Consider the following 21,919-nt stretch of genomic DNA (forward strand, 5'->3'; position numbering starts at 1 on the left):
CGTAACAAACTGAAAGAACGGCCGAATTGCATGGTGAGGGGCGCGCGTGCGCGGACGTGAGGACGAGTGGACCGACCTGATGCGGTCGGCCATGGCAGGCGATGACGCGGCGTATCATCGTCTGTTGAAGGCGGTCACGCCTGTGCTGCGCGCTGCCGCGAGGCGCGGCCTGGCGCGGGCCGGGCAGCCTCCCGACCAGGCCGAGGATATCGTGCAGGAGATTCTGTTGGCGGTGCATCTGAAGCGGCACACTTGGGACAGCGAAGCCCCCTTCGCCCCGTGGCTGTTTGCGATCGGCCGCAACAAGCTGATCGACATGCTGCGGCGACGGGGCAGGCGGATCTTCGTCAACATCGACGATTTCGCCGAGATCCTGCCGGGTGAGGCGCCGCAGGAGACGGTCTCGGCCGGCGAGGTCGCCAGCCAGCTCAATACGCTGCCGCAACGCCAGCGCGACGTGTTGCAGTCGATCGCGGTCGACAGCACCTCGATCAAGGACACGGCGGCGAAATATTCGATGAGCGAGGGCGCGGTGCGGGTCGCGCTGCATCGCGGACTTGCGGCGCTGACAGCCAAACTGCGGGACCACTAGTTATGGATACCGATCAACTCATTCGCTCGCTCGCGGCCGACAACGCCCATCGCACGCCGCGCGTCGGCGCGGTGCTGACCATGGCGCTGCTGGTCGCCGCGCCGCTGTCGATCCTGATCTTCGCCACCTTTCTCGGTGTGCGTCACGACGTGATGAGCGCGATGCGCAACCCGTTCTTCGACATGAAGTTCGCGGTCACGCTGTCGCTCGCGATCCCGGCAATCATCGTCAGCCTGCATCTGTCGCGTCCCGAGGCTTTGCTGCGTGGCTGGGGCTGGCTGCTGCTGCTGCCCGTCGGGCTGCTCGCGGTGGCGATCGGCAGCGAGGCGATGATGGCGCCGGCCATGCCGATGACGATGCGTTTGATGGGCAAGAATTCCAGGGTGTGCCTGTTCGCAATCCCCGCGATGTCGCTGCCGCTGCTTGCGGGGGCCCTGTTCGGCCTGCGCCACGGTGCGCCGTCGCACCCCGCGCTCGCCGGTGCGCTCGCCGGCCTGGTGTCGGCGGGCCTTGCCGCGACGCTGTACGCCTCGCACTGCACCGATGACTCGCCGCTGTTCGTCGCGACCTGGTACACGCTCGCCACCGCGTTGGTGACGGCAATTGGCGCGCTGGTGGGGGCGAGGGTCCTACGCTACTAGCTCGCCAGCTTCACGCCACCGGCGCCGCGCCCTGCTGCATGCGGTGGAAGCGCAGCACCTGCTGCGCGGTCGAGCTGCGCAGCGCCTCGTAAGCGTCGCGCAGCGTCAGCATGTCGGTCTGCGGGCCGCCTGAGAGCTTCTCGCGCAGGGCGATGATGGCGCGGACGCTCGACCATTGCATGGCCGCGACCTTGGCGAGGATCATCACGCCCTCGACCCGGCTTTCGATCATCATGGTCTCGGCGGTCTCGACTGCGACGCCCGCAAGCGCCGCGAGCCCCGCATTGGTTTCGTCGAACTTGCCCTGCTCTGCGAAGGTGGCGACCTGGAGCTCGGTCAGGCGGCCGTCCTCGTGCAGCGACCTCACCAGCGCCCGCGCCATCTCGGTCTGCCGGGTCGTGGTGGCGGCGCGGATCCGCTGAGCCGCTTCCTGGACCACGCTGGACACGTCGTCCGCGAGCTCCGGATGCGCGGCCTCCAGCTTCCGGCGCACGGTCAAGGAGGCCTTCGCGACCAGCTTCAAATAATGATGGCGGGGCAGGTCGGCCCGCAGGCCGATGCAGCTGGCGAGGTCGTCGTCACGTTCGGCGCGGGTCACGAGGTCGGCGAGACTTCCCTCGGACAGTTGCGCGCCCGGATTGCTGACGGTCGATTGCACCACATCCTCGTTGCCGCGGGTCACCAGCACGTCGGTCAGCGCTTCCGACAGCACCCGCCGCAGCGAGATCGCCTTGAGATGGGCCTGGCCCCTGGTGCGTGCGATCTCCATCAGGGTCACCTCGTCCAGCCGTTCGGATTTCGACAGTACCGGGCCGGAAACCTCGATCACCTCGTCGAGCGCGAGTGTGCGGATGATCTTCGGCGGCGCAGCCGCGATCGATGCGAGGCGGTCGGCGAGCAGCGCCCTGGCGGACGTCTCGATCCGCTCGATCAGGCATTGGAACACGTCGTCGAACACGCGGACGTGGTCGTCGGAATAGTCCACCGCGTTGCCCACGAACAGATCGGTGACGCGGCGCAACGTCTCGACCCGGTGCGCAACGGTGCCGTGCGAGAGAGCAGTTTGCAATTCCTCGAGCAGACTCTCGGATGATTTTACGGCTTTGGATCTCATTGCCCTGTCCTGGAGCGTTCGGCCCGGCCGCGGCTTCTGTCGCGCCGGGAGAAAATGGATTGGTCAGCTCGTTGCAATGCGGTTGCGCCCCTGTGCCTTGGCGGAATAGAGCGCGCTATCGGCGCGCACGAGAAACGTGTCGGCAGTATCGTTGTCGCGTAGCGTCACGACGCCCGCGGAAATGGTCACGCGCATGCCCGGGGAGAATGCGCTCCAGTCCAGATCGGCGACGATGCCGCGCAGCCGATCGAGCATGCGTGACGCCGCATCGCCGTCCATCCCCGGCAGCAGCAGCAAGAATTCCTCGCCGCCGTAGCGTCCGAAGCAGTCGGCCGGGCGGATGTTGGCGAAAATGGTGATCGCGAAGGTGCGCAGCACCTCGTCGCCGACGGGATGGCCATGGGCGTCGTTGATGCGCTTGAACCAGTCGAGATCGATCAGCGCGATCGCGCAAGGGGTCGACGTCTGCCGCGATTTTTCGATCTCGGCGTCGAGAAGCCGCATGATACAGCGGCGGTTGTAGGAGCCGGTGAGCTCGTCGAGCTCCGCCAGTTCCTCGATGCGCCGATAGGCGGCCTTCAGCTCGATGCTGCGCCGGTACAGGATCTTGCGCAACGTGGCGCCGAACAGGCCGAGGAAGGCGCACTGGCCGATCACCAGCACGAAGCACAGCATCGATGCCGCCCGTTGCAGCTGGGTCGTAACCGGCAGTCCGATTGGCAAGTCCGAGGCGAGGAAGACCAACGCGAGCCCGCAAGTGGTGAGACCCCAGGTGAGCATTGCCTGGCTCGATGTCATACGAAGCGTGCCGAAGGCGAAGATCAGAAACAGCACGGCCAGGAACGCGACTCCGACTGTCGGCACCGCGAGCAGGAACAGCAGCTGCAGCGTCATATGCGCCGAGATCTGGAAGACGGTGAGGTAATGATCCTCGAACCGGTCGCCGAAGCCCGCTTCCGATAGCACGGTGAAGGTACCGATGATCAGTAGGCCGCTGAGCCAGAACAGCGACGGAACGCCCATGGAGATCACGCCGTCAAAGGCGTAGAGCAGCAGGACGGAGGCGCCGAGCGAATAGCTCGCCACCTGGCCGACATACATCTGGCGCCGCTGCCGGATCCGGCGTGCCAGGACCTCGGGTGCCGCTGCCTCGGTCGTCAAGGCGAGATCCGCGGCCTCAGCGGCATTCCTCTCGGGAAAGGACGTCGCAGCCGTGCTCATGGTCCCGCCAGTGGTGGATGTCAGCTCAAAAATCTACGTCGCAAGCCTTTAGGTTTGGTATCCTTCGAAACCGAATCCACGCTGTGCAGCGCGGCAGCAGGGGACGTCGATCGCTCCAGGAATTTGCCGGCGATTAGGCATCGTGTGCGACGAGGTCGAGCCAAAGCAGGGCTTCGGAAGACATATGTCGTGCTAGGCTGCTAAGGTTCCATGCACGTCGGGCCGTCTCTACTGGGACGGCATTGCTCAGGAAAGTGGTTCATTACTATGTTACCGTTCTTGAGCGAGGCGCCCAGCCGCGGGTGGCAACAGGAAATTTCGCGTATGTGTGGTAGATCACACAGCCTCCCGTATGACTGCGGTAGGCTGAACAATTTTACCCCTCCCGTCGAACCGTCTGCCGCATCGACCCGACCAACCTTGCGAGACGGTCTTTGAGCGTGACACAAGCGGCTTCGGACGAGATCCTGATCGCCAGGATCGCTCAAGGTGACCGGCTCGCCATGCAGGTGCTGTACGGGCGGCACCATGTCAGGGTGTATCGGTTCGGCCTCCGGCTCGTGCGGGACGAGCAGGCGGCGGAAGACCTCATCAGCGAGGTGTTTCTCGACGTCTGGCGTCAAGCCGGCAAATTCGAGGGCCGATCCGCCGTTTCCACCTGGCTGCTGGCCATTACCCGATTCAAGGCCCTGTCTGCGCTTCGGCGCAGGAAGGATTTTGAGTTGGACGACGACGCCGCGAACGCGATCGAGGATACGTCCGACAATCCGGAAACGGCGGTGCAGAAGAAGGATACCAGTGAAGCGTTGCGGGAGTGTCTGACGGGCCTCTCGCCGGACCATCGGGAGATCGTCGATCTCGTCTACTACCACGAGAAGTCCGTGGAAGAAGTGGCCGAAATCGTTGGCATCCCGGAGAACACTGTGAAGACGCGCTTGTTCTATGCGCGCAAGAAATTGGCCGAACTGCTGAAAGCAGCCGGCATTGAGCGAGGCTGGCCATGATGGCTTTGAGCAAGAAGATGCTGGAGCAAGAGCCCGGTGAAATTGAACTGCTGCTGCCGTGGCACGCCGCCGGCACGCTGAACCCGCGCGATGCGCGCCGCGTCGACGAGGCGCTGGCGCGCGATCCCGAGCTCGCGAAGCAATATGCCGCGATCCGCGGCGAGTATGAAGAGACCATCCATCTGAACGAGAGCCTGGGGGCTCCGTCGGCGCGTGCGATGCAGAAGCTGTTCGCCGCGATCGACGCTGAGCCTGCGCGGGCGGCCGGTTCGCTGCCGCTGTCGGCGCGCATCGCCACCTTCTTTGCGAGCCTGTCGCCGCGCACTCTGGCCTGGTCGGCGAGCCTTGGCGCCATCGCGCTCGTGCTGCAGGCCGGAATCATCGGCGCCGTGTTGACGAAGACCCAGACTGCGACCTTCCAGACTGCTTCGCTCTCGACCAGCGCTCCGATCACCCGCGACCTCGGCACGACCGTCCCGCCAGCGCGCGCGCTGGTACGCTTCACGCCCGAGGCGCGCGTCGCCGATATCACGGCATTGCTCGACGGCTACCAGGCTTCGATCATCGGTGATGCCAAGGGCGGTATGTTCCGCCTCCAGTTCGACAAGGCGATGAGCCGTGACGAACTCACCTCGCTGCTCGGCAAGATGCAGCGCGAGAAGTTCGTCAACCTCGCCGTCGCAGCGCCGTAAGGCGCTTCCAACCAATGACGCGCAAGTTTGAAAGTGGAGTAAGAGCCGGGGCCTGCGCTTCGTCGGTCGCAGCCGCGCTTCTGCTCGCCGCCTGTCTCGGCGTCGAGGTTGCGCACGCGCAGGCGATCATGCGCACGCCGACGATCAGCGTCCCCTCTCGAATGCCGACGATTTCTCCTGGCATCGCCGCACGCGTCAGTCCCGGTGTTGCCGCCAGAGCGGCGGCCGTCGGCCGCGGTCCCGGTCCGATTGTGACGACGAGGATTTCGGCGCGGACGGGGCCGACGCCGGTGCTGCCCTATGCGCGCTACTCCCCGAGCCTCTATCCCGCCTGTACCGCGCCCGATCGCGACGCCGCCGGCGAATGCCTGGCGCAGCAGAACGCAGGCGGCGATGGCTCGGGCAAATCGGGCAAGAAGACCGCCGGAAAGGGGCGCGGCAACAACACGCCCGTCGCCGCGGATTTGCGCACCTTTGCCGGCGAATTTGTCGCCGAGATCGACGGCGGGCTGTCGTTGAGCCAAGCCGACGAGCTTGCGCGTCGCCATGGCCTGACGCGCGTGTCCTCCGAGAATTTTCCGCTGATCGGGGCGACGTTCGGACTGTTCCGCATCACCGACGGCCGGCCCTCCGCGACGGTGCGGCGTGAATTCGCGGCCGACGGCAGCGTGCGTTCGGTCCAGCAGAACTTCCGCTACCTGCTTCAGGACCAGAAATCGTCGGTGCCGACCGAGGGAGATCCCGCGCAATATGCGCTGGCCAAGCTCCGCCTGCCGCAGGCACATACTCTCGCGCATGGCGCCAATGTGACGGTCGCCGTGATCGACTCCGGCATCGACGTCCAACATCCGGAACTTGCCAATTCCATTGCCGACAATTTCGATGCGCTTGGCAGCGCCGAGGGCCCGCACATTCACGGCACCGGCATTGCCGGCGCCATCGTGGCCCATGCCAAGCTGATGGGCAGCGCGCCCGAGGCGCGCCTCATCGCGATCCGCGCCTTCGGCGGCACCACCGGCGGGGCCGAGAGCTCGTCCTACGTCATCCTGCGCTCGCTGAACTATGCCGCCGAGCATGGCGCCCAGATCGTCAACATGAGCTTTGCTGGTCCCAAAGACGCGGTGATCGAGCGGGCCATCGCGGCGACGGCCGCGCGTGGCCTGGTGCTGATCGCGGCCGCCGGCAATGCTGGCGCGAAGTCGCCGCCACTCTATCCGGCCGCCAATCCCAACGTGATCGCGGTGAGTGCGACCGACCAGCAGGACAGGCTGTTCACCGCCTCCAACCGCGGCAACTACATCGCGGTCGCGGCCCCCGGCGTCGATATCTTCCTGCCGGCGCCTGACGGCAAATACCAGATGACGTCGGGCACCTCGTTCTCGGCTGCCTATGTCTCCGGCGTCGCGGCGCTGCTGCTCGAGCGCAACTACGCCTTGAAGCCGGAAGCGCTGCGCACGACGCTGGCGAAGACGGCGCGCGACCTCGGTTCACCCGGGCGTGACGATCTGTTCGGCGATGGCGAGGCCGACGCGTTTGCCGCGGTCATGGCCGTTCCCGCCGCCGGCGCGACGCCGGTCGCGGCCGCGTCCGGTACAACAAAACGTGAAGATATCGAGAAGCGTCGCGACGAGCCTGGCATCCGCGCATTAGAGCAACCTTCGTTGTCGAGCACCGAGGATAAAGCCACGGTTTCTCAAGCGGATAAGCCGACGACGCGATAGCGGCTGCGACAACTTTGCGCGCGGCGCGAAGGTCGAAAAATCAAACGCCGCGTTGAACGTTCGGCCCGCTGCCACGACCAAATTATGTGGGAGCGGTTATCCCTCCCCATAAGTCATATTAGGCGCGAGCGCCCATCCACCCCAAGCGCCCATATGGCTCGACCCGTCCGGTTGTCCCCCCGGACGGGTCTTTTCTTTTTGGACGTCCAATTCCTCGAAGCCCCACGCGAGATCAGCTTCCGGTTGAGAGGTCGTAGCTCACTCAACGCTACCGCTCCGCCGGCACGCCGCAAGCGCGCTATGCTTGCGCGAAGCTTGACTCCAAAACCCCTTGAATCTCCGCACGACTACGGAGTTTGGCGACGAAAACATCGTCGCTGCTGGACAAGTCAAAACTTTTCCACAAAATATTCACGTCGCGTCTAAATTGATTCGTGTGCGTTGCGTCGCGTCCGTATTTTCTCCTGACGGGCTGATTTATGACACATCGCCAAGAGGCTATTCGCGACGTTGCTATTGGCCGCGACGTTGCGGCACGCTGGTGCGCTCTCGCCGAGCAGCGGCTGGTGCATCTCTCCGAGATGTTCGAGACCGGGCGCTGGCGCCGCTATCATTCCGAGATCGCATTTCTCGAAAACATTCAGGAAGCGAAGCTCGCCGTCCAGACCTGGCGCGCGCTTGCCACCGGCGCTGATGTCGCCACGGCGGCCGCGAGCGTGTCGCCCGCATTCGGCTGGTCGCCGGCGACTATGCCCCGCATGTTTCCGCGCGAGCCCCAGGCGCAGACCGTGCAACCGAAGGCCGTGCACATCGCCCCGGAGACCGCCGTCCCGGTCAGGCTCGATCCGAAGCCGGGCGTTCTCGCCGAAATCACCGAAGCCCCGACCGCGCCGGTCGCCGCGCCTGCCCCAATGGCACCGCTCAGAGTGCCGGCTGCCATGGCGCCGCCCACCGCGCCCGTCACGATGACGGGGCCCAAGGTGCCGGCAGCGCCCAAGGCGCTGGCTGCGATGGCGGCGCTTCTGCCGCAGTTCTCTCCGCCGGCAGCCGAAATTGTCGCAGCCCCCGAACGTCTGGTTGAGTTCACCTTCAGCCTCGACGGCCTCGAAGCGAAGTACCCGCTGCTGCGGAACGCGTTCTAGCGTTCGAGAGCCAGAGGCGAGGAGCCGCAGCTACCGCCGCACCGCATTCCCGCCGACGACCAATTGCGCAAACCGCTGAGCGCCGTCCGCCGACAGGTCGGACGTTACGGCGCGCGCGTGATCGAGCCCGACCACGGCGCCGCGCGGGGTTTCCGAGATCATGTTGTTGTTGACGAGCGCGGTGCCGGCGCCGGGCACGACGGACACGCCGACGCCTGCCAGTGCCTTGCGGATCACGTTGCCCGTGATGGCGACGTCGCGGAGATATTTGCCCCAGCCGGCGACGATGCCGTAGGACGGCGCGTTCTCGATCACGTTGCCGGTGACTGATGAATCCGCCTCGATGTAGATGCCGATGCCGGCATCGTCATCCGGCGCGGTGCCGATCGGCCGCTTCGGGATCAGATTGCGGATGATGTTGCCCTGGACCACGGCGATGCGGCCGCCTTCGTTGAAATTGCAGACGGAGACGCCGACGGCGGCGCCGTCCACGATGTTGTTGGCGATCACCGCGGCCTCGAAAGCGAATTCCGAATAGAGCGCGACCTCGCGCACATCGCTGACGCTGTTGCCGGTGATGTGGATGTTCGAGGCCGAGTTGCCGCGCACGGCGGAGTAATCGCAATTTTTGATGCGATTGCCACGCACGATGACGTTGCCGGCGCGGAACGCGTTGATGGCGTTGCCGTACTGGCCGGAGCCGCCGGGGCCGGCCTTGATGTCCTCGATGCGGTTATCGGTGACCAGCGTGCCGTCATCGCCGATGACCGAGCGCAGGATCTCGATGCCGTTGTCGTTGGTGCCGGTGATGGTGTTGTGGGAGACGCTGAGACCCCTGGCGTCGAACGACACCACTGCCGTCACCGCGATGTTGGTAAAGATGTTGCCCGAGATGTCGCCGGAGACCTGCTCGAGCCAGATGCCGCTGCCACCGGAGCCGGTGATCGCGCAATCGGTGATGTGGACGTCGCGTCCGCCGAGGATCTGGATCAGCCCGCGTCGCGTCGGCAGCGGAATGCCGCTGCCGTCAAAGGTGATGCCGGAAATGCCGATTGCATCAGAGCCGTCGCTCTGGATCGCCGACGCCCCGCCGGTGAAAACGAATTTTGTCGCGCCGCGCACGCCGATCAGTTGCGCGCCATTTGGCAGACGCAGCAGTCCCGTGCGGTAGATGCCGGGTGGCAGCGCCAGCGGCATCTGCGCCCGCGCGGCCTCGTCGATCGCACGCTGGAGCGCGCGGGTCTGATCCTCGCTGCTGCCGGGCCGCACGCCATATTGCGTGGCATCGCGGCCGAGCAGCGACGTCAGCGGCGCTGCGCGCGCGGCGTCGGCTGGTATCGCGAGCGCGCCGGCGATGCCTGCGGTCGATGCTCCGATGAGATGGCGGCGATTGAGGTCCATGGATGCGTCCTCCGGCGGACGCGGGGGCCCGCAGCGGTTAGGTAGCGCAAAAACGGGACCGCGCGGCTGGGGCCATGAGGATAGTTCACGGTAGGGTTAAATGTTTACGCAGTCGTGTTCCGAGCCTTCCGTGCCAGCTGTACCATCTCCATCAGCATCGCTTCCCCGGCGTCCACCAGTTCCTCCAGCGTGATCCGCGGCGCGCCCTTGCGGCGCACGGCGCCACTGCGCGCGAGCAGGGGAATATGGATGAACGCCGCAAGCTGCGGCCCGCCGGCCCTGACGTTTTCGATCGCGCGCCAGCTCAGGTAATTGCAGAGATAGGCGCCGGCATCGCGCGAGGGGCGCGCGTCGATGCCGGTGAGGCGCGCGGCGCGCAGCAGCCTTGCGGTGTGCGGGCCGAACGTTATCGCGTCCGCATTGCCGGCGATGCCGCGCTTGCTCGAGCGGGTGTTGGCGGCATCGGGCCAGAGCATGGTGACGGCGTTGCGCGCGCGGCTCTCGATGCGCAGATAGGGTGTGCGTGCGGCGAGGCCGAACATCAGCAGCGCATCCGGCTTCTCTTTCGCGAGCACCTCCGGCAATTGCCGGTCTACCGCAGCATAGGTGACCGGGAAGATGTGGCTGGAGATCGCGGCATCGTCGAGTGCGGGTCGGCGCAATTGCGCCAGCCGGGCGACCAGTGGCTGGGTCGGATTGTAGGGCGCGCCGGGAAACGGGCCGAAGCCGGTGAGGAGAATGCGGAGCTTGGCGCTCATTGCAGCAACTCCAGGATCTTTTCGGCGGCGAGCGCCGGCGTGAGATGGCCGTCGGCGACCTCAGTCTCGATCTTCCGGACCTTGGTCCGCACCGACGCCTCGCTGCGCAACCGTGCCAGCATGCGCTGCTCCAGCATCGACCACATCCATTTCACCTGCTGCTCACGCCGCCGTGCGGCGAAGTCGCCGGATGCATTCATCGCCTTGCGGTGATCGAGGACTTTCTGCCAGATCTTCGCGATGCCGTCCCCGGTCAGCGCCGAATAGGTCTCGACCGGCGGATGCCAGTGCTCGGAGCGTGGCGTCAGGATATGCAGCGCGCCGCGATAATCGGCGGCGGTGATGTTGGCGCGCTTGAGATTGTCGCCGTCGGCCTTGTTGATCGCGATCATGTCGGCGAGCTCCACCAGGCCCTTCTTGATGCCCTGCAATTCGTCGCCGCCGCCCGGCAGCATCAAGGCCAGGAAGAAATCGGTCATGTCGCAGACCGCGGTCTCGGACTGGCCGATGCCGACCGTTTCCACCAGCACGACGTCGAAGCCGGCCGCCTCGCACAGCAGCATCGCCTCGCGTGTCTTGGCCGCGACGCCGCCGAGCGTGCCCGAGGCCGGCGAGGGCCGGATGAAGGCGTCGTCGGAGGCCGACAGGCGGGCCATCCGCGTCTTGTCGCCGAGGATCGAGCCGCCGCTCCGCGCCGACGACGGATCGACCGCGAGCACCGCGACCTTGTGGCCTTGCTCGATGAGATGGGTGCCGAGCGCGTCGATGGTGGTGGACTTGCCGACGCCGGGCGAGCCGGTGATGCCGACGCGGACCGCCCTGCCGGTATCGGACAAGAGCATCTGCACCAGCTCGCGCGCCAGCGCCTGATGATCGCTGCGCCGGCTCTCGACCAGCGTGATGGCCCGCGCCAGCGCCGCGCGGCTGCCGGCGCGGAGGTCGTGGGCGAGGGATTTGATGTCCAGTGAAGGCTTCTTCTCAACCATGCCCTGCTTTACAACGCCCCCGCGGGGCAGGCGAGGGCCGCCCGCCCGATATCACCGGGATGTCGCCGCCACCCCCGTCCGCACCGGTTTCACCTTCCGCCACGCCCAGACCATCACCGGCCACAGCAGCGCCCCGATCGCCATGGCGGCGAGGATCGCAGCGACCGGGCGTTCGAAAAACGGCAAAATGCTGCCGTCCGACTTGATCAGCGAGGTGACGAAAGCCTGCTCGACCATGGTGCCCATGACGATGCCGAGCACCATCGCCGCGACGGGATAGCCGTTTGCTTCCATCACATAGCCGATCACGCCGAAGGCGGCGACGGTGACGACGCCGAACATGTTGTTGCCGATCGCGAACGAGCCGACCGCGCAGCACAGCATGATGATCGGCATGATAGCGGAGCGCGGTGCCAGCAGGATGTAGGCTGCAACCCGGATCATGGCGATGCCGAGCGGGATCATCAAAATGTTGGCGATGATGAACATCAGATAGATCGCGTACATGCTCGACGCTTTCTCGGTGAACAGCGTCGGTCCCGGGTTCAGCCCCTTCATGTAGAGCACGCCGATTGCGATCGCGGCGATGGTGTCGCCGGGGATGCCGAACAGCAATGATGGCACCCAGCCCGAGGCGATGCTGGCATTGTTGCTGGCGCCGGCCTCGACCAGGCCCTCGACATGGCCGGTGCCGAATTTCTCCGGTTCCTTGGAGAAGCGCTTCGACATCGCGTAGGACACCCAGGCGGCCATATCGGCGCCGGCGCCAGGCAGCACGCCGATGATGATGCCGACGATGTTTCCGCGCGTCATCTGCCAATGGTATTTCTTGGTCAGCTTCCACTGGCCGGCCATGATGCTTCCGAATTTGCGCCGCGGCAGCGGCGGAGGCTCGGGGGTCAGCATCGCGCGCATCACTTGGGCCACCGCGAACACGCCCACCAGCGCGGGGATCGGCTCGATGCCGCCGAACAGATCGGTGAGGCCGAAGGTGAAGCGCGGCACGCCGCCGGGATTCTCGATGCCGACGCAGGAGACCAGCAGGCCGAGGAACATGCCGGCGATTGCCTTTACCGGCGAGGAGCGCGCCACCAGCGTCGCGCACATCAGGCCGAGCAGCGCCAGCCAGAAATACTCGAAGGTCGAAAACGACAGCGCGATCTCGGCCAGCGGCGGCGCCAGGATCATCAGCGACAGCACGCCGGCGATGCCGCCGACGGCCGAGAACCACACGCCGGCCCCGAGCGCCAGCTCGGCCTGTCCCTTGCGGGTCATGGCGTAGGCCTCGTCTGCATAGGCGGCGGAGGCGGGCGTTCCCGGGATGCGCAGCAGCGCGCCGGGAATGTCGCCGGAGAAGATCGCCATCGAGGACGCGGCGACGATGGTCGCGATCGCCGCGATCGGCGAGAGGTAGAAGGTGACGGGGACGAGCAGGGCGGTTGCCATCGTCGCCGACAGGCCTGGCAGCGAGCCGATCACGAGTCCGTACACCGAGGCTGCGAACATCGCGATGATGACCTCCCAGGTGGAGATCAGTGCGAACGCTTCAATCAGGGTTTTCAGCATGGGATCACCAGGGCAAGCGGCACGCGCAGCAGCTTGCCGAAGATCAGGTGGATGGCGAACGGCGCCAGCGCTGCGAGCGGCAGCGCCAGCTTCCACTTCGCCCCCAACGCGGTCGAGGTGACGTAGACCATGATCGCCGCGGTGACGATGAAGCCGAGGCGGTCGGCCGCGACCACGTAGAACAGAAGCAGCGCCGGGGGCAGCAGCGCGCGCAGGCCGTACAACTTTCCCTGCGGCGGCGGGGCAGCCGCTGCCTGGCCATCCTCGAGCGGGATCAGCTCTTCCGCCTCCTCGAAGGTGTGGCCGATCCCGAACACGATCGCGAGCCCGCACAGCGCAAGCCCAATGCCGATCACGAGCGGAAATACGTTGGGACCGACCGGCTGCCCGGGCACCGGCGGCAGCAGCCAGCCGCCATAGGCGGCTGCTGTGCCGAGCACGACGAGAAACGATCCCGTGACGGAGTCGGGAAGGCGCATGGGAGAATCCTATGAGATTTCTTCTCCCTCGCCCCGTTCTTACGGGGAGAGGATTGGGGTGAGGGGCTGCGCCCACGATGGCGGTGAAAGCTGGACTCGCGGAGCCTCGTCCTCACCCGAATTTGCGCTGTGCTCAATTCGACCTCTCCCCGCAAGCGGGCAGAGGTGACAAATCACGCCTTGCTCAGACCCGCCGCCTTCATCGCTTCGCCCATCTGGGCGTCCCCCTTGTCCATGAAGCTTGCGAACTGGCCGGCATCGCCCCACACGGTGCCGAAGCCGCGATTGCTCATGAAGTCCTTGAATTCGGCGGAGTCGTAGACCTTCTGCAGCGCCGCGGTGAGCTTGGTTGCGATCTCCGGCGGCAGGTTCTTCGGCCCGGCGATGCCGCGCCAGGCGCCGGTCGCGTAGTCGATGCCCATCGCCTCCTTCAGCGTCGGCACGTCCTTGAAGATCGGATTGCGCGCCGGGGCCATGATGGCAAGGCTCCGGGCCTTGCCGGCCTCGATGATGGCGCGGGCTTCCGGCACCGAGCAGGTGGTGAGGTCGAGGCCGCCGGCGGCGAGGTCCTGCATCGCAGGGGCGGCGCCGTTCGACGGCACCCAGGCGACCTGGTTGGCGGGCAGGCCCATCGCCTGCATCCAGCCGACCAGCGCGAGATGCCAGATGCCGCCCTGGCCGGTGCCGGAGGCCTTGAACTTGCCGGGAGGGGCCGCCTTGATAGCTTCCGCGAGTTCCTTCACCGTCTTGTAAGGCGAGGAGGAGGAGACCTGGATGCCCGGGGGATCTTCGTTCATCAGCGCCAGCGGGGTGTAGCTCTTCGGCGCCAGCTCGGTCAGCCCTTGCCAGTGCATCATCGAGATTTCGACCGTGAGCATGCCGATGGTGTAGCCATCAGGCTGCGCGGTCGCGATCGCGGTATGGCCGACGACGCCGGAGCCGCCGGTGCGATTGACCACGTTGAAGGGCTGGCCGAGATCCTTCTCCAGAAGCGCCGCGACAATGCGCGCAGTCGCGTCGGTACCGCCGCCCGCGCCCCAGGGCACGATCACGGTGACGGGCCGCGCCGGGTAGGCTTGCGCAAGTGCGGGTGTGAGGCCGAATGCGGCGGATGCCGCGACTGCGGCAGATGAAGCCGCAAAGGTGCGGCGCGTAATCTTGGACATCAATGCCTCCCAGCGGCGCCCATGATTTCGGGCGCTCTTGTCAATGGCGACATTCTAGTCGGCTTTGCAGCGCGGCTGCAAGGCAGCGCTACCAGCGCTCTGCGAGCAAGCTGTCGCTGCTCAACATGATCACTGCGGCTCGTCCGCCTCACTCTTCGGCCGCGAGCCGCCGAAGATGCGGGTGCCTTCCGCGGTGAGATAGGGCTTCAGCGTTTCCCACGGCACGAATGCGACATATTCGCCCTCGGCGTAAGGGCCGACTGCGTAGGGCGGATAGTGGAAGATGAGCCCTGAACTCTTGCCCGCGTCGGTTGAGGGCGCGAGCGTCACCGCGCCGATCTTGAGCAGGCTCGGTGCGAGCTCCTTAAACCACTCGTCGGTCGCGGTCTCGCCGGCGCCGCGCTTCTTCTTCTCGATTTTCAGTGAGGCGATCACCGCCTGCACCATCGCCTTCATGGCCGGGCCGTTGTCGGCGGTCTCGGTGAAGAACGGGCGGATGGAGATGCGCTTGTTCTCCGCCCTGTCCCACAGGACCGTGTTCACGTCGGAATTGGGATGGGCGCCGTGGGTGTCCATGTAGTCGTTGCGGAGAATGCTGACATAGCGGTCGGCGACGACGGAGCGGACCGCATATTTGCGCTCAAAGTCCCAGCCGCCTTCCTTGAAGAACTGCGGATCCTCTTTGCGCGAGGCGGCGGCTTCTGCCGCGTTCTTGTCGAGCCACTTCCTGCCTTCGGCTAGGCAATCCGCCGCCAGCGTCGGGGCAGCCTTGATCTTGTCGTCGAGGAGGACACGCGCCTCGATGCTCTTGGTCTTGATGACCGCGTCGGGCTTGGGATCGGCGGCATGGGCGGTAGCCAACAACGCGCTGCAAGCTGCGACCACAGCTAGCGCGCGCATGAACGCCGGCGCGGAAAATATCACGCACTGTCCTTTCGAAGATCGATGGCGACCTACTCCGCCGCCTCGCTATGCCCGAGCCGGGCGTTCAGCTTGCGGATCAGCTCTTCGGCCGCGTCCGCAATCACCGTGCCCGGTGGGAAGATCGCTTCCGCGCCGGCCGCGTAGAGCGCGTCGTAATCCTGTGGCGGCACCACGCCGCCGACGATGATCATGATGTCGTCGCGGCCCTGCTTCTTCAGCGCGGCTTTCAGTTCGGGCACGGCAGTGAGATGGGCGGCCGCAAGCGAGGAGACGCCGAGAATGTGGACGTCGTTCTCGACCGCCTGGCGCGCGGCTTCGTCGGCAGTCGCGAACAGCGGCCCGATGTCGACGTCGAAGCCGATATCGGCGAAGGCCGACGCGATCACCTTCTGGCCGCGGTCGTGGCCGTCCTGGCCGATTTTTGCGACCAGGATGCGCGGGCGGCGGCCTTCCGCCTCCTCGAAGGCATCGATCAGCGCCTGAACTTTCTCGACCCGGTTACCCATGCTGGACGCCTCCCGCTTGTAGACGCCGGTGATGGATTTGATCTCGGCGCGGTGCCGGCCGAACACCTTCTCCATCGCGTCCGAGATTTCGCCGACGGTTGCCTTCGCGCGAGCGGCATCAATGGCGAGCGCGAGCAGATTGCCGTTGCCTTCGCCGGCCGAGCGCGTCAGCGCGGCGAGCGCGGCCTCGACCTCCTTCTGGTTGCGTTCGAACTTCAGCCGCGTCAGCTTGTCGATCTGGAGCCGGCGGACATTGGTATTGTCGACCTTGAGGATATCGATCGGAGCTTCGTCCGTCGGCTTGTATTTGTTGACCCCGATCACCGCCTGCTTGCCGGCATCGATGCGGGCCTGGGTCTTGGCGGAGGCTTCCTCGATGCGCAGCTTCGGTACGCCGGCCTCGATCGCCTTGGCCATGCCCCCGAGCTCCTCGACCTCCTGGATGTGGCTCCAGGCCTTGGCGGCGAGGTCGCGCGTGAGACGCTCGACATAATACGAGCCGCCCCAGGGGTCGATGATGCGGGTGGTGCCGCTCTCCTGCTGCAGGAAGAGCTGCGTGTTGCGGGCAATGCGCGCCGAAAAGTCCGTCGGCAAAGCGAGCGCCTCGTCGAGCGCGTTGGTGTGCAGCGACTGGGTGTGACCCTGCGTCGCCGCCATCGCTTCCACCGTCGTGCGCATCACGTTGTTGAAGACGTCCTGCGCGGTCAGCGACCAGCCGGATGTCTGGCAATGCGTGCGCAGTGACAGCGAGCGCGGATCCCTGGGGTTGAACGGCTTCAGCAGCTTCGCCCAGAGCAGCCGCGCGGCGCGCATCTTGGCCACTTCCATGAAGAAGTTCATGCCGGTCGCCCAGAAGAACGACAGGCGCGGCGCGAAGCGGTCGACATCGAGGCCCGCTGCAAGGCCGGCCCGCAGATATTCGACGCCGTCGGCCAGCGTATAGGCGAGTTCGAGGTCCTGCGTCGCCCCGGCCTCCTGCATGTGATAGCCGGAGATCGAGATCGAATTGTATTTCGGCATCTTCTGCGAGGTGTAGGCGAAGATGTCCGAGATGATCCGCATCGAAGGCGCGGGCGGATAGATATAGGTGTTGCGCACCATGAACTCTTTCAGAATGTCGTTCTGAATGGTCCCTGAGAGCTTCTCCGGCGGCACGCCCTGTTCCTCGGCGGCCGCAACGTAGAGCGCGAGGATCGGCAGCACCGCGCCGTTCATGGTCATGGACACGCTCATCTGGTCGAGGGGAATCCCCGCAAACAGCGTGCGCATGTCGTAGATGGAATCGATGGCGACGCCGGCCATGCCGACGTCGCCGCCGACGCGCGGATGGTCGCTGTCATAGCCGCGATGGGTGGCGAGATCGAACGCGACCGAGAGGCCCTTCTGTCCGGCCGCGAGATTGCGGCGATAGAACGCGTTGGAGTCCTCCGCCGTGGAGAAGCCGGCATATTGCCGCACAGTCCAGGGCTGGTTGACATACATGGTCGGGTAGGGGCCGCGCAGGTAAGGCGCGATGCCCGGATAAGTCTCGAGGAAGTCGAGCCCGGCCAGGTCGGCCTCGCTATAAGCGGGCTTCACCAGAATGCCCTCGGGCGTCAGCCACGGCTCGGCGCTGCCGGTCGGCGCGGCGGTGGCGGCGCGCTCGAAGGCGACGTCGGCGAAATTGGGAATGCGGCTCATGGTTTCAACCATATCATGGGCGCTCAATCATGATCCGGATGCTGGTGGCTGACGATGGTCGCCATCTTCTCCGGCCCGTAATTCTGCTGCGTGGTCTGGCTTGGTAGATTGGCGATCCCGACCACCCAGCCGAGACGGGACTCGGTGCCGAACTGCCGCGTCGGCACCACGTGATCGGGGCGGTCGAACGCGCCGGTCATGATCTCGATCCGGTCGCCGTCGATGCGGCCAAAGCTTAGCGGCGTGCCGCAGGCGGCGCAAAAGCCGCGCTCGGCGATGGAGGAGGAGCGGAAGAACGACGGCTTGCCCTTGGTCCATGCAAAGTCCGTCTTGTTGATGTCGGCAAAGGAAGCGAATGGCGCCCCGCTCGCCTTCTGGCACATCCGGCAGTGACAGATCGAAACCCTGTTCGGCGCCGTCGTGACTCCAAAGCGCACTGCCCCGCATTGGCAGCCGCCGGTGAGAACTGGTTTGCTGGCTTCGGTCATGCCTGCTCCATTCGTCGATAGGCGTCTTGCAATGTCGCAAACGCGTCGCCGCCGGCGAAGACAAAACCGGTGACGCCGGCTGCACGTAGCGCCGCCTCGGCATCGGTCGGGCGGCCTGCCAGATAGATAAGTCGGGCGCCGGCGGTTTGCAGGGCCTGCGCCGCGGCTTCGGCGTGTTCCGCATAGACCTTGTCGCTGGAACAAAGGCAGGCGAGCCCGGCACCGGAGGCCTTGAAGGCGGCAGCTAACTGGGCCGGATCGGCGAAGCCTTGGCTGTCGACGGGCTGGCTGTCGACGGCCTGGATGCCGCCGGTCTCGAACAAGCTCTTGGCAAAGGTCGCGCGCGCCGTGAAATCGGCGGGCGTGCCGAGATTGGCCAAGAACACTTTCGGCCGCGCGCCGTGTGCCTTCAACGCCGCATCGGATTTGTCGCGCAGTGCCTCGAACGGTTCCGCCAGCCGGATCGGCGGCAGCGCGTCGAACTTGTATTTTTGCTCGCCATAAGGCGCCAGCGCGATCGGCGTCGCCTTCAGCACCATCGTCTCGTTCTCGTGCAAGTTCGGAAACTCGCTGGCGCCGGTCAGCACGTCGCGGCGTTTTGCGATGTTGGCGTCGCGGGCTTTTCGCGCGGCCGCGACCTTGCTCTGGAACAGGCCCTGCTGAAGCGCAGCGAAGGCGCCGCCGGCTTTCTCGCTCTCCTGGAATAGCGCCCAGGCGGCGTCGCAGAGCTGGCCCGTCAACGTCTCGATGCCGCCTGCGCCTGCCGCGGGATCGCTGACCTTTGCGAGATTGCTCTCTTCCAGCAGCACGAGCTGCGTATTGCGCGCCACGCGCCGCGCGAACGGATCGGGCAGGCCGAGCGCCAGCGTATGCGGCAGCACGGTGATCGCGTTCGCGCCGGCGAGTCCGGCCGCAAACGTCGCCATGGTCGCGCGCAGCATGTTCACATAGGGATCGCGTTGCGTCAGCATGCGCCAGGCGGTATCGGCGGCGATGAACAGCGGTTTTGGCATGAGCCCGCACGCCGTCTCGATGCGCGCCCACAGCAGCCGCAAGGCGCGGAATTTTGCCATGGTGAGGAACTGATCTGCATCCGCGGCAAGCCGCGCATAGACCATGCCTTGCGCCTGCTCCAGCGGAACGCCCGCGCCCTCGATCGCGCGCAAATAGGCGATGCCGCAGGCGAGCACGAAGGCGAGCTCCTGCACCTCCGAGCCACCGGCATCGTGGACGACGCGTCCGTCGGCTGATGCGAACGGTCCCTTGAAGCCGAGCGCGGCGAGGCCCTTGATGCCGCCGGTGACGGCCGGAACGATCTCGTCCCAGGTATAGGGGCTGTGGCCCCACACCGCGCCGGCCGCAAGCGGGTCGAGCCCGAAGCGGATGTCGCAGGCCGCGGGATCGATGCCGTTGCTCTTCACATATTCCGCGACGTGGATCGCCGCCATCCGCGATTGCGGACCGATCTCGAGCTCCAGCCCGATGCCGGCGTCGAGATGGACGTCCTTCAAGATCTTCGCGATTGCGTCTGCGGTCGGTTCCAGCCCGAAACCGTGAGCGGCATTGCCGCCGGCGAACACCAGCGCAAGCCCTGTCGCGCCATTTTCGAGATCGGTCAGTGCCTGTGCATTCGCTGCACTTGCATCGGGATGGTCGATCCGCTGCATGATCTGCCAGGGTGCCGCCGCCGGCCGACCCACCACGGGCGCAACGCCTTTGGCGCGCGGATAGAGCGGATCGATCCTGATTCCGTCATAGGTCTTGGCGACCAGCTTCTCGAATGGCGCGCCCTTCAGCACGCCATCGACCAGCTTGCGCCAGTCGTCGACGGTCGCCTTGGGAAAATCCGCCGCCAGCGGCAGGTCGTCGGTCGCGGAGGTCATGCGGCGAAGGGCTCCCGAAAAATCTTGTTGTTCGCAGGCGAAATTGCCACGGCCGGCCGTCCCTGCAAACGGTTGTTTTTGGTTAACCGGTATCCGGAAGCCGCTCAATGCCTTGTGTCGAGACGCTGGCGAGACCGTCACGGACACGAATGCCTGCGATCACGCGGTCGGGCGCGATCTCGGCCAGCGGCACCAGCACAAAGGCGCGCTCGAACAGGCGCGGATGCGGCAGGGTCAGATCGGGCTTCTGCATCGACACATCGTCATAGGCGATCATGTCGAGATCGAGCGTGCGCGGGCCCCAGCGCCGCTCCTTATCGCGCGAGCGGCCGAATTTCTGCTCGACCTTCTGCATCACGAACAGCAGCGCATGCGGATCGAGATCGGTCTCGATCTCGATGCAGGCGTTGATGAAGGGAGCCTGGTCCTCGTCGCCCCAGGGCGGGGTCGTATAGTCCGACGAGCGCGCGATCAACGCAGCCTGGGCCATGCCGCAGATATGGGCGATCGCCTTCTGGAACGTCGCGCGGACATCGCCGACATTGCCGCCGAGCGCGATCAGAACGCTTGCCATGTCAGGGATGCCGCGAACGCGTCAGCATGATTCCGACGTCGTCGAAGATCGCGGCGATCGGCGCATGCGGCTTGTGCACGGTGATCTTCACGGCGCGGATACGCGGGAAGTGCGAGAGGATGGCATCGGCGACCGCGCCCGCCGCGCGCTCCAGCAGCTTGTAATTGGTGTTCTTGAAGGCCGCGGTGGTCGTCGCCACGACGTCGGCGTAAGACACGGTGTCGGCGAGCCGGTCGCTGCGCGACGGCTCCGACAGGTCGGTATAGAGCTCGAGGTCGATGACAAAACGCTGGCCGACCTCGGTCTCGTGCTCCATCACGCCGTGGCGGGCATGGATCGACAGGCCGCTCACGAAGATCGTATCGGTCATGGCTTGCTCTCGATTGCGTGCGCCACTCGCAGGGCCTGCAAGGTCTCGGCGACGTCATGGGTCCTGATGATTTTCGCGCCGCGCTGCGCGGCGATCAGATGCGCGGCGATCGAGCCGGCGAGCCGCTCTGTCGGCCCCGACGGCGACACCGAGGCGATGAAGCGTTTTCGCGAGGCACCAACGAGGATCGGCAGGCCAAACATGTCGAGCTCGCGAAGTCGCGCCAGCGCAATCATGCTCTGTTCGGCTGTCTTGCCGAAGCCGATGCCGGGATCGAGCACGATCTTGTCGCGGGCGATGCCGGCTTTTGCCGCGATTTCCAGCGAACGCAGGAAAAACGCTTTCATGTCCACGACGATATCGATGGCGGGATCGACGCTGTCGCGGTTGTGCATGACGATCACGGGGGCGCCTCTCGCGGCAATCAGTGGCGCCATGGCGGCATCGCGCTGCAGGCCCCAGACGTCGTTTGCAATCGCCGCGCCCTGATCGAGCGCGAAGGCCACCACCTTCGCCTTCATGCTGTCGATCGAGACCGGCACACCGAGCGCCACGATCTCCGATAGCACCGGCCGCAGCCGCGCCAGCTCGTCTTGCGCCGTGACCGGCCGAGCGCCCTTGTAGGGCCGGGTGGACTCGGCACCGATATCGATGATGTCGACCCCGGCCTCGATCATCGCCCGTGCCCGCGCGAGCGCCTGTTCGGGCGCGATGAATTCGCCGCCGTCGGAGAATGAATCGGGGGTGACGTTGAGCACGCCCATGACCGCCGGGATCGGCCGCTCCAGCAGCGTCCGCAGCACGTCAAGCCCGACTGAACCGGCCGCCGGGACGGATGGAGAGGGCGAGGCATTCATGCGGCCCGCTTTAGCGGTCGGGGAGGGGGGATTCAAGGCGGGATTGGGGGGCGATCCAGTCGCCCAATGCACTCAGGGGCCGGTGAGGGCGCGATGCTCTTGCCCACGCTCCGTCATTACGATCGTAGCGAAGCAATCCAGGCTGCCGCTGCGG

21 protein-coding genes are annotated in these 21,919 nt (G+C 65.8%); 6 read left to right on the plus strand and 15 right to left on the minus strand.

The features are described from left to right. Positions 1 to 46: 46 nt before the first annotated feature. Positions 47 to 592, plus strand: coding sequence for a sigma-70 family RNA polymerase sigma factor (locus IVB47_RS31865; protein ID WP_027569038.1), 546 nt, complete (start codon positions 47 to 49; stop codon positions 590 to 592). A 2-nt stretch (positions 593 to 594) separates the two neighbouring features. Then, positions 595 to 1,233, plus strand: coding sequence for a DUF1109 domain-containing protein (locus IVB47_RS31870; protein ID WP_247467445.1), 639 nt, complete (start codon positions 595 to 597; stop codon positions 1,231 to 1,233). A gap of 10 nt (positions 1,234 to 1,243) precedes the next feature. Here the strand turns inward: IVB47_RS31870 and IVB47_RS31875 are convergent, their stop codons facing one another. Further along, positions 1,244 to 2,347, minus strand: coding sequence for a DUF2336 domain-containing protein (locus tag IVB47_RS31875; RefSeq protein WP_247467447.1), 1,104 nt, complete (start codon positions 2,345 to 2,347; stop codon positions 1,244 to 1,246). 63 nt (positions 2,348 to 2,410) lie between these two features. Beyond that, complete coding sequence (locus IVB47_RS31880; RefSeq protein WP_247399247.1) at positions 2,411 to 3,568, minus strand: GGDEF domain-containing protein; 1,158 nt, start codon at positions 3,566 to 3,568, stop codon at positions 2,411 to 2,413. Positions 3,569 to 4,002: 434 nt separating this feature from the next. Between IVB47_RS31880 and IVB47_RS31885 the strand changes: the two genes are divergently transcribed. From IVB47_RS31885 to IVB47_RS31900, 4 genes are all read left to right on the plus strand, one after another. After that, positions 4,003 to 4,572 (plus strand): sigma-70 family RNA polymerase sigma factor, encoded by a 570-nt coding sequence (locus IVB47_RS31885; RefSeq protein ID WP_007593582.1) that lies wholly within the window; start codon positions 4,003 to 4,005, stop codon positions 4,570 to 4,572. Further along, the gene (locus IVB47_RS31890) at positions 4,569 to 5,264 is read left to right on the plus strand and encodes a hypothetical protein (protein WP_027569041.1); all 696 of its coding nucleotides are present in this window, start codon (positions 4,569 to 4,571) and stop codon (positions 5,262 to 5,264) included. Before IVB47_RS31885 ends, IVB47_RS31890 begins: the two co-directional genes overlap by 4 nt. Before the next feature lie 14 nt (positions 5,265 to 5,278). Further along, entirely contained in the window at positions 5,279 to 6,985 is a 1,707-nt protein-coding gene (locus tag IVB47_RS31895; protein ID WP_247467450.1) for a S8 family serine peptidase, read from the plus strand. A 479-nt stretch (positions 6,986 to 7,464) separates the two neighbouring features. Next, complete coding sequence (locus tag IVB47_RS31900) at positions 7,465 to 8,127, plus strand: TIGR03809 family protein (protein WP_247467451.1); 663 nt, start codon at positions 7,465 to 7,467, stop codon at positions 8,125 to 8,127. A 30-nt stretch (positions 8,128 to 8,157) separates the two neighbouring features. Here IVB47_RS31900 and IVB47_RS31905 read toward each other — a convergent pair whose 3' ends face one another. From IVB47_RS31905 to folP, 13 genes are all read right to left on the minus strand, one after another. After that, positions 8,158 to 9,528, minus strand: coding sequence for a TIGR03808 family TAT-translocated repetitive protein (locus tag IVB47_RS31905; RefSeq protein WP_247467453.1), 1,371 nt, complete (start codon positions 9,526 to 9,528; stop codon positions 8,158 to 8,160). A gap of 104 nt (positions 9,529 to 9,632) precedes the next feature. After that, on the minus strand, positions 9,633 to 10,286 hold the full coding sequence (locus IVB47_RS31910) for a pyroglutamyl-peptidase I (protein ID WP_247359887.1): 654 nt from the start codon (positions 10,284 to 10,286) through the stop codon (positions 9,633 to 9,635). Then, positions 10,283 to 11,272 carry a methylmalonyl Co-A mutase-associated GTPase MeaB gene (meaB, locus tag IVB47_RS31915; RefSeq protein ID WP_247359886.1) on the minus strand — a complete coding sequence of 330 codons (990 nt, stop codon included), beginning with the start codon at positions 11,270 to 11,272 and terminating at the stop codon, positions 10,283 to 10,285. The genes IVB47_RS31910 and meaB overlap by 4 nt, the downstream gene beginning before the upstream one ends. 51 nt (positions 11,273 to 11,323) lie before the next feature. Next, positions 11,324 to 12,838, minus strand: coding sequence for a tripartite tricarboxylate transporter permease (locus tag IVB47_RS31920; protein WP_027569048.1), 1,515 nt, complete (start codon positions 12,836 to 12,838; stop codon positions 11,324 to 11,326). Next, positions 12,832 to 13,317, minus strand: a complete 486-nt coding sequence (locus tag IVB47_RS31925) for a tripartite tricarboxylate transporter TctB family protein (RefSeq protein WP_247467455.1) — start codon at positions 13,315 to 13,317, stop codon at positions 12,832 to 12,834. The genes IVB47_RS31920 and IVB47_RS31925 overlap by 7 nt, the downstream gene beginning before the upstream one ends. Before the next feature lie 173 nt (positions 13,318 to 13,490). After that, positions 13,491 to 14,483, minus strand: coding sequence for a tripartite tricarboxylate transporter substrate binding protein (locus IVB47_RS31930; protein WP_027569050.1), 993 nt, complete (start codon positions 14,481 to 14,483; stop codon positions 13,491 to 13,493). A 129-nt stretch (positions 14,484 to 14,612) separates the two neighbouring features. Beyond that, entirely contained in the window at positions 14,613 to 15,383 is a 771-nt protein-coding gene (locus tag IVB47_RS31935) for an RsiV family protein (RefSeq protein WP_247468163.1), read from the minus strand. Between the two features lie 53 nt (positions 15,384 to 15,436). Then, entirely contained in the window at positions 15,437 to 17,593 is a 2,157-nt protein-coding gene (gene scpA, locus IVB47_RS31940; RefSeq protein ID WP_247467457.1) for a methylmalonyl-CoA mutase, read from the minus strand. A gap of 23 nt (positions 17,594 to 17,616) precedes the next feature. Then, positions 17,617 to 18,081: a GFA family protein gene (locus IVB47_RS31945; protein WP_247467459.1), complete on the minus strand. Its 465-nt coding sequence runs from the start codon at positions 18,079 to 18,081 to the stop codon at positions 17,617 to 17,619. Next, positions 18,078 to 19,964, minus strand: coding sequence for a methylmalonyl-CoA mutase subunit beta (locus tag IVB47_RS31950; RefSeq protein ID WP_247467461.1), 1,887 nt, complete (start codon positions 19,962 to 19,964; stop codon positions 18,078 to 18,080). The genes IVB47_RS31945 and IVB47_RS31950 overlap by 4 nt, the downstream gene beginning before the upstream one ends. An 82-nt stretch (positions 19,965 to 20,046) precedes the next feature. Continuing rightward, positions 20,047 to 20,538 (minus strand): 2-amino-4-hydroxy-6-hydroxymethyldihydropteridine diphosphokinase, encoded by a 492-nt coding sequence (gene folK, locus IVB47_RS31955; RefSeq protein ID WP_027569055.1) that lies wholly within the window; start codon positions 20,536 to 20,538, stop codon positions 20,047 to 20,049. 1 nt (position 20,539) lies between these two features. Further along, positions 20,540 to 20,908, minus strand: coding sequence for a dihydroneopterin aldolase (gene folB / locus IVB47_RS31960; RefSeq protein WP_027516901.1), 369 nt, complete (start codon positions 20,906 to 20,908; stop codon positions 20,540 to 20,542). Continuing rightward, positions 20,905 to 21,765 carry a dihydropteroate synthase gene (folP, locus tag IVB47_RS31965; protein ID WP_247467463.1) on the minus strand — a complete coding sequence of 287 codons (861 nt, stop codon included), beginning with the start codon at positions 21,763 to 21,765 and terminating at the stop codon, positions 20,905 to 20,907. Before folP ends, folB begins: the two co-directional genes overlap by 4 nt. Positions 21,766 to 21,919 lie beyond the last annotated feature (154 nt).

The organism is Bradyrhizobium sp. 62, from assembly GCF_023073035.1.
Lineage (GTDB): Bacteria > Pseudomonadota > Alphaproteobacteria > Rhizobiales > Xanthobacteraceae > Bradyrhizobium.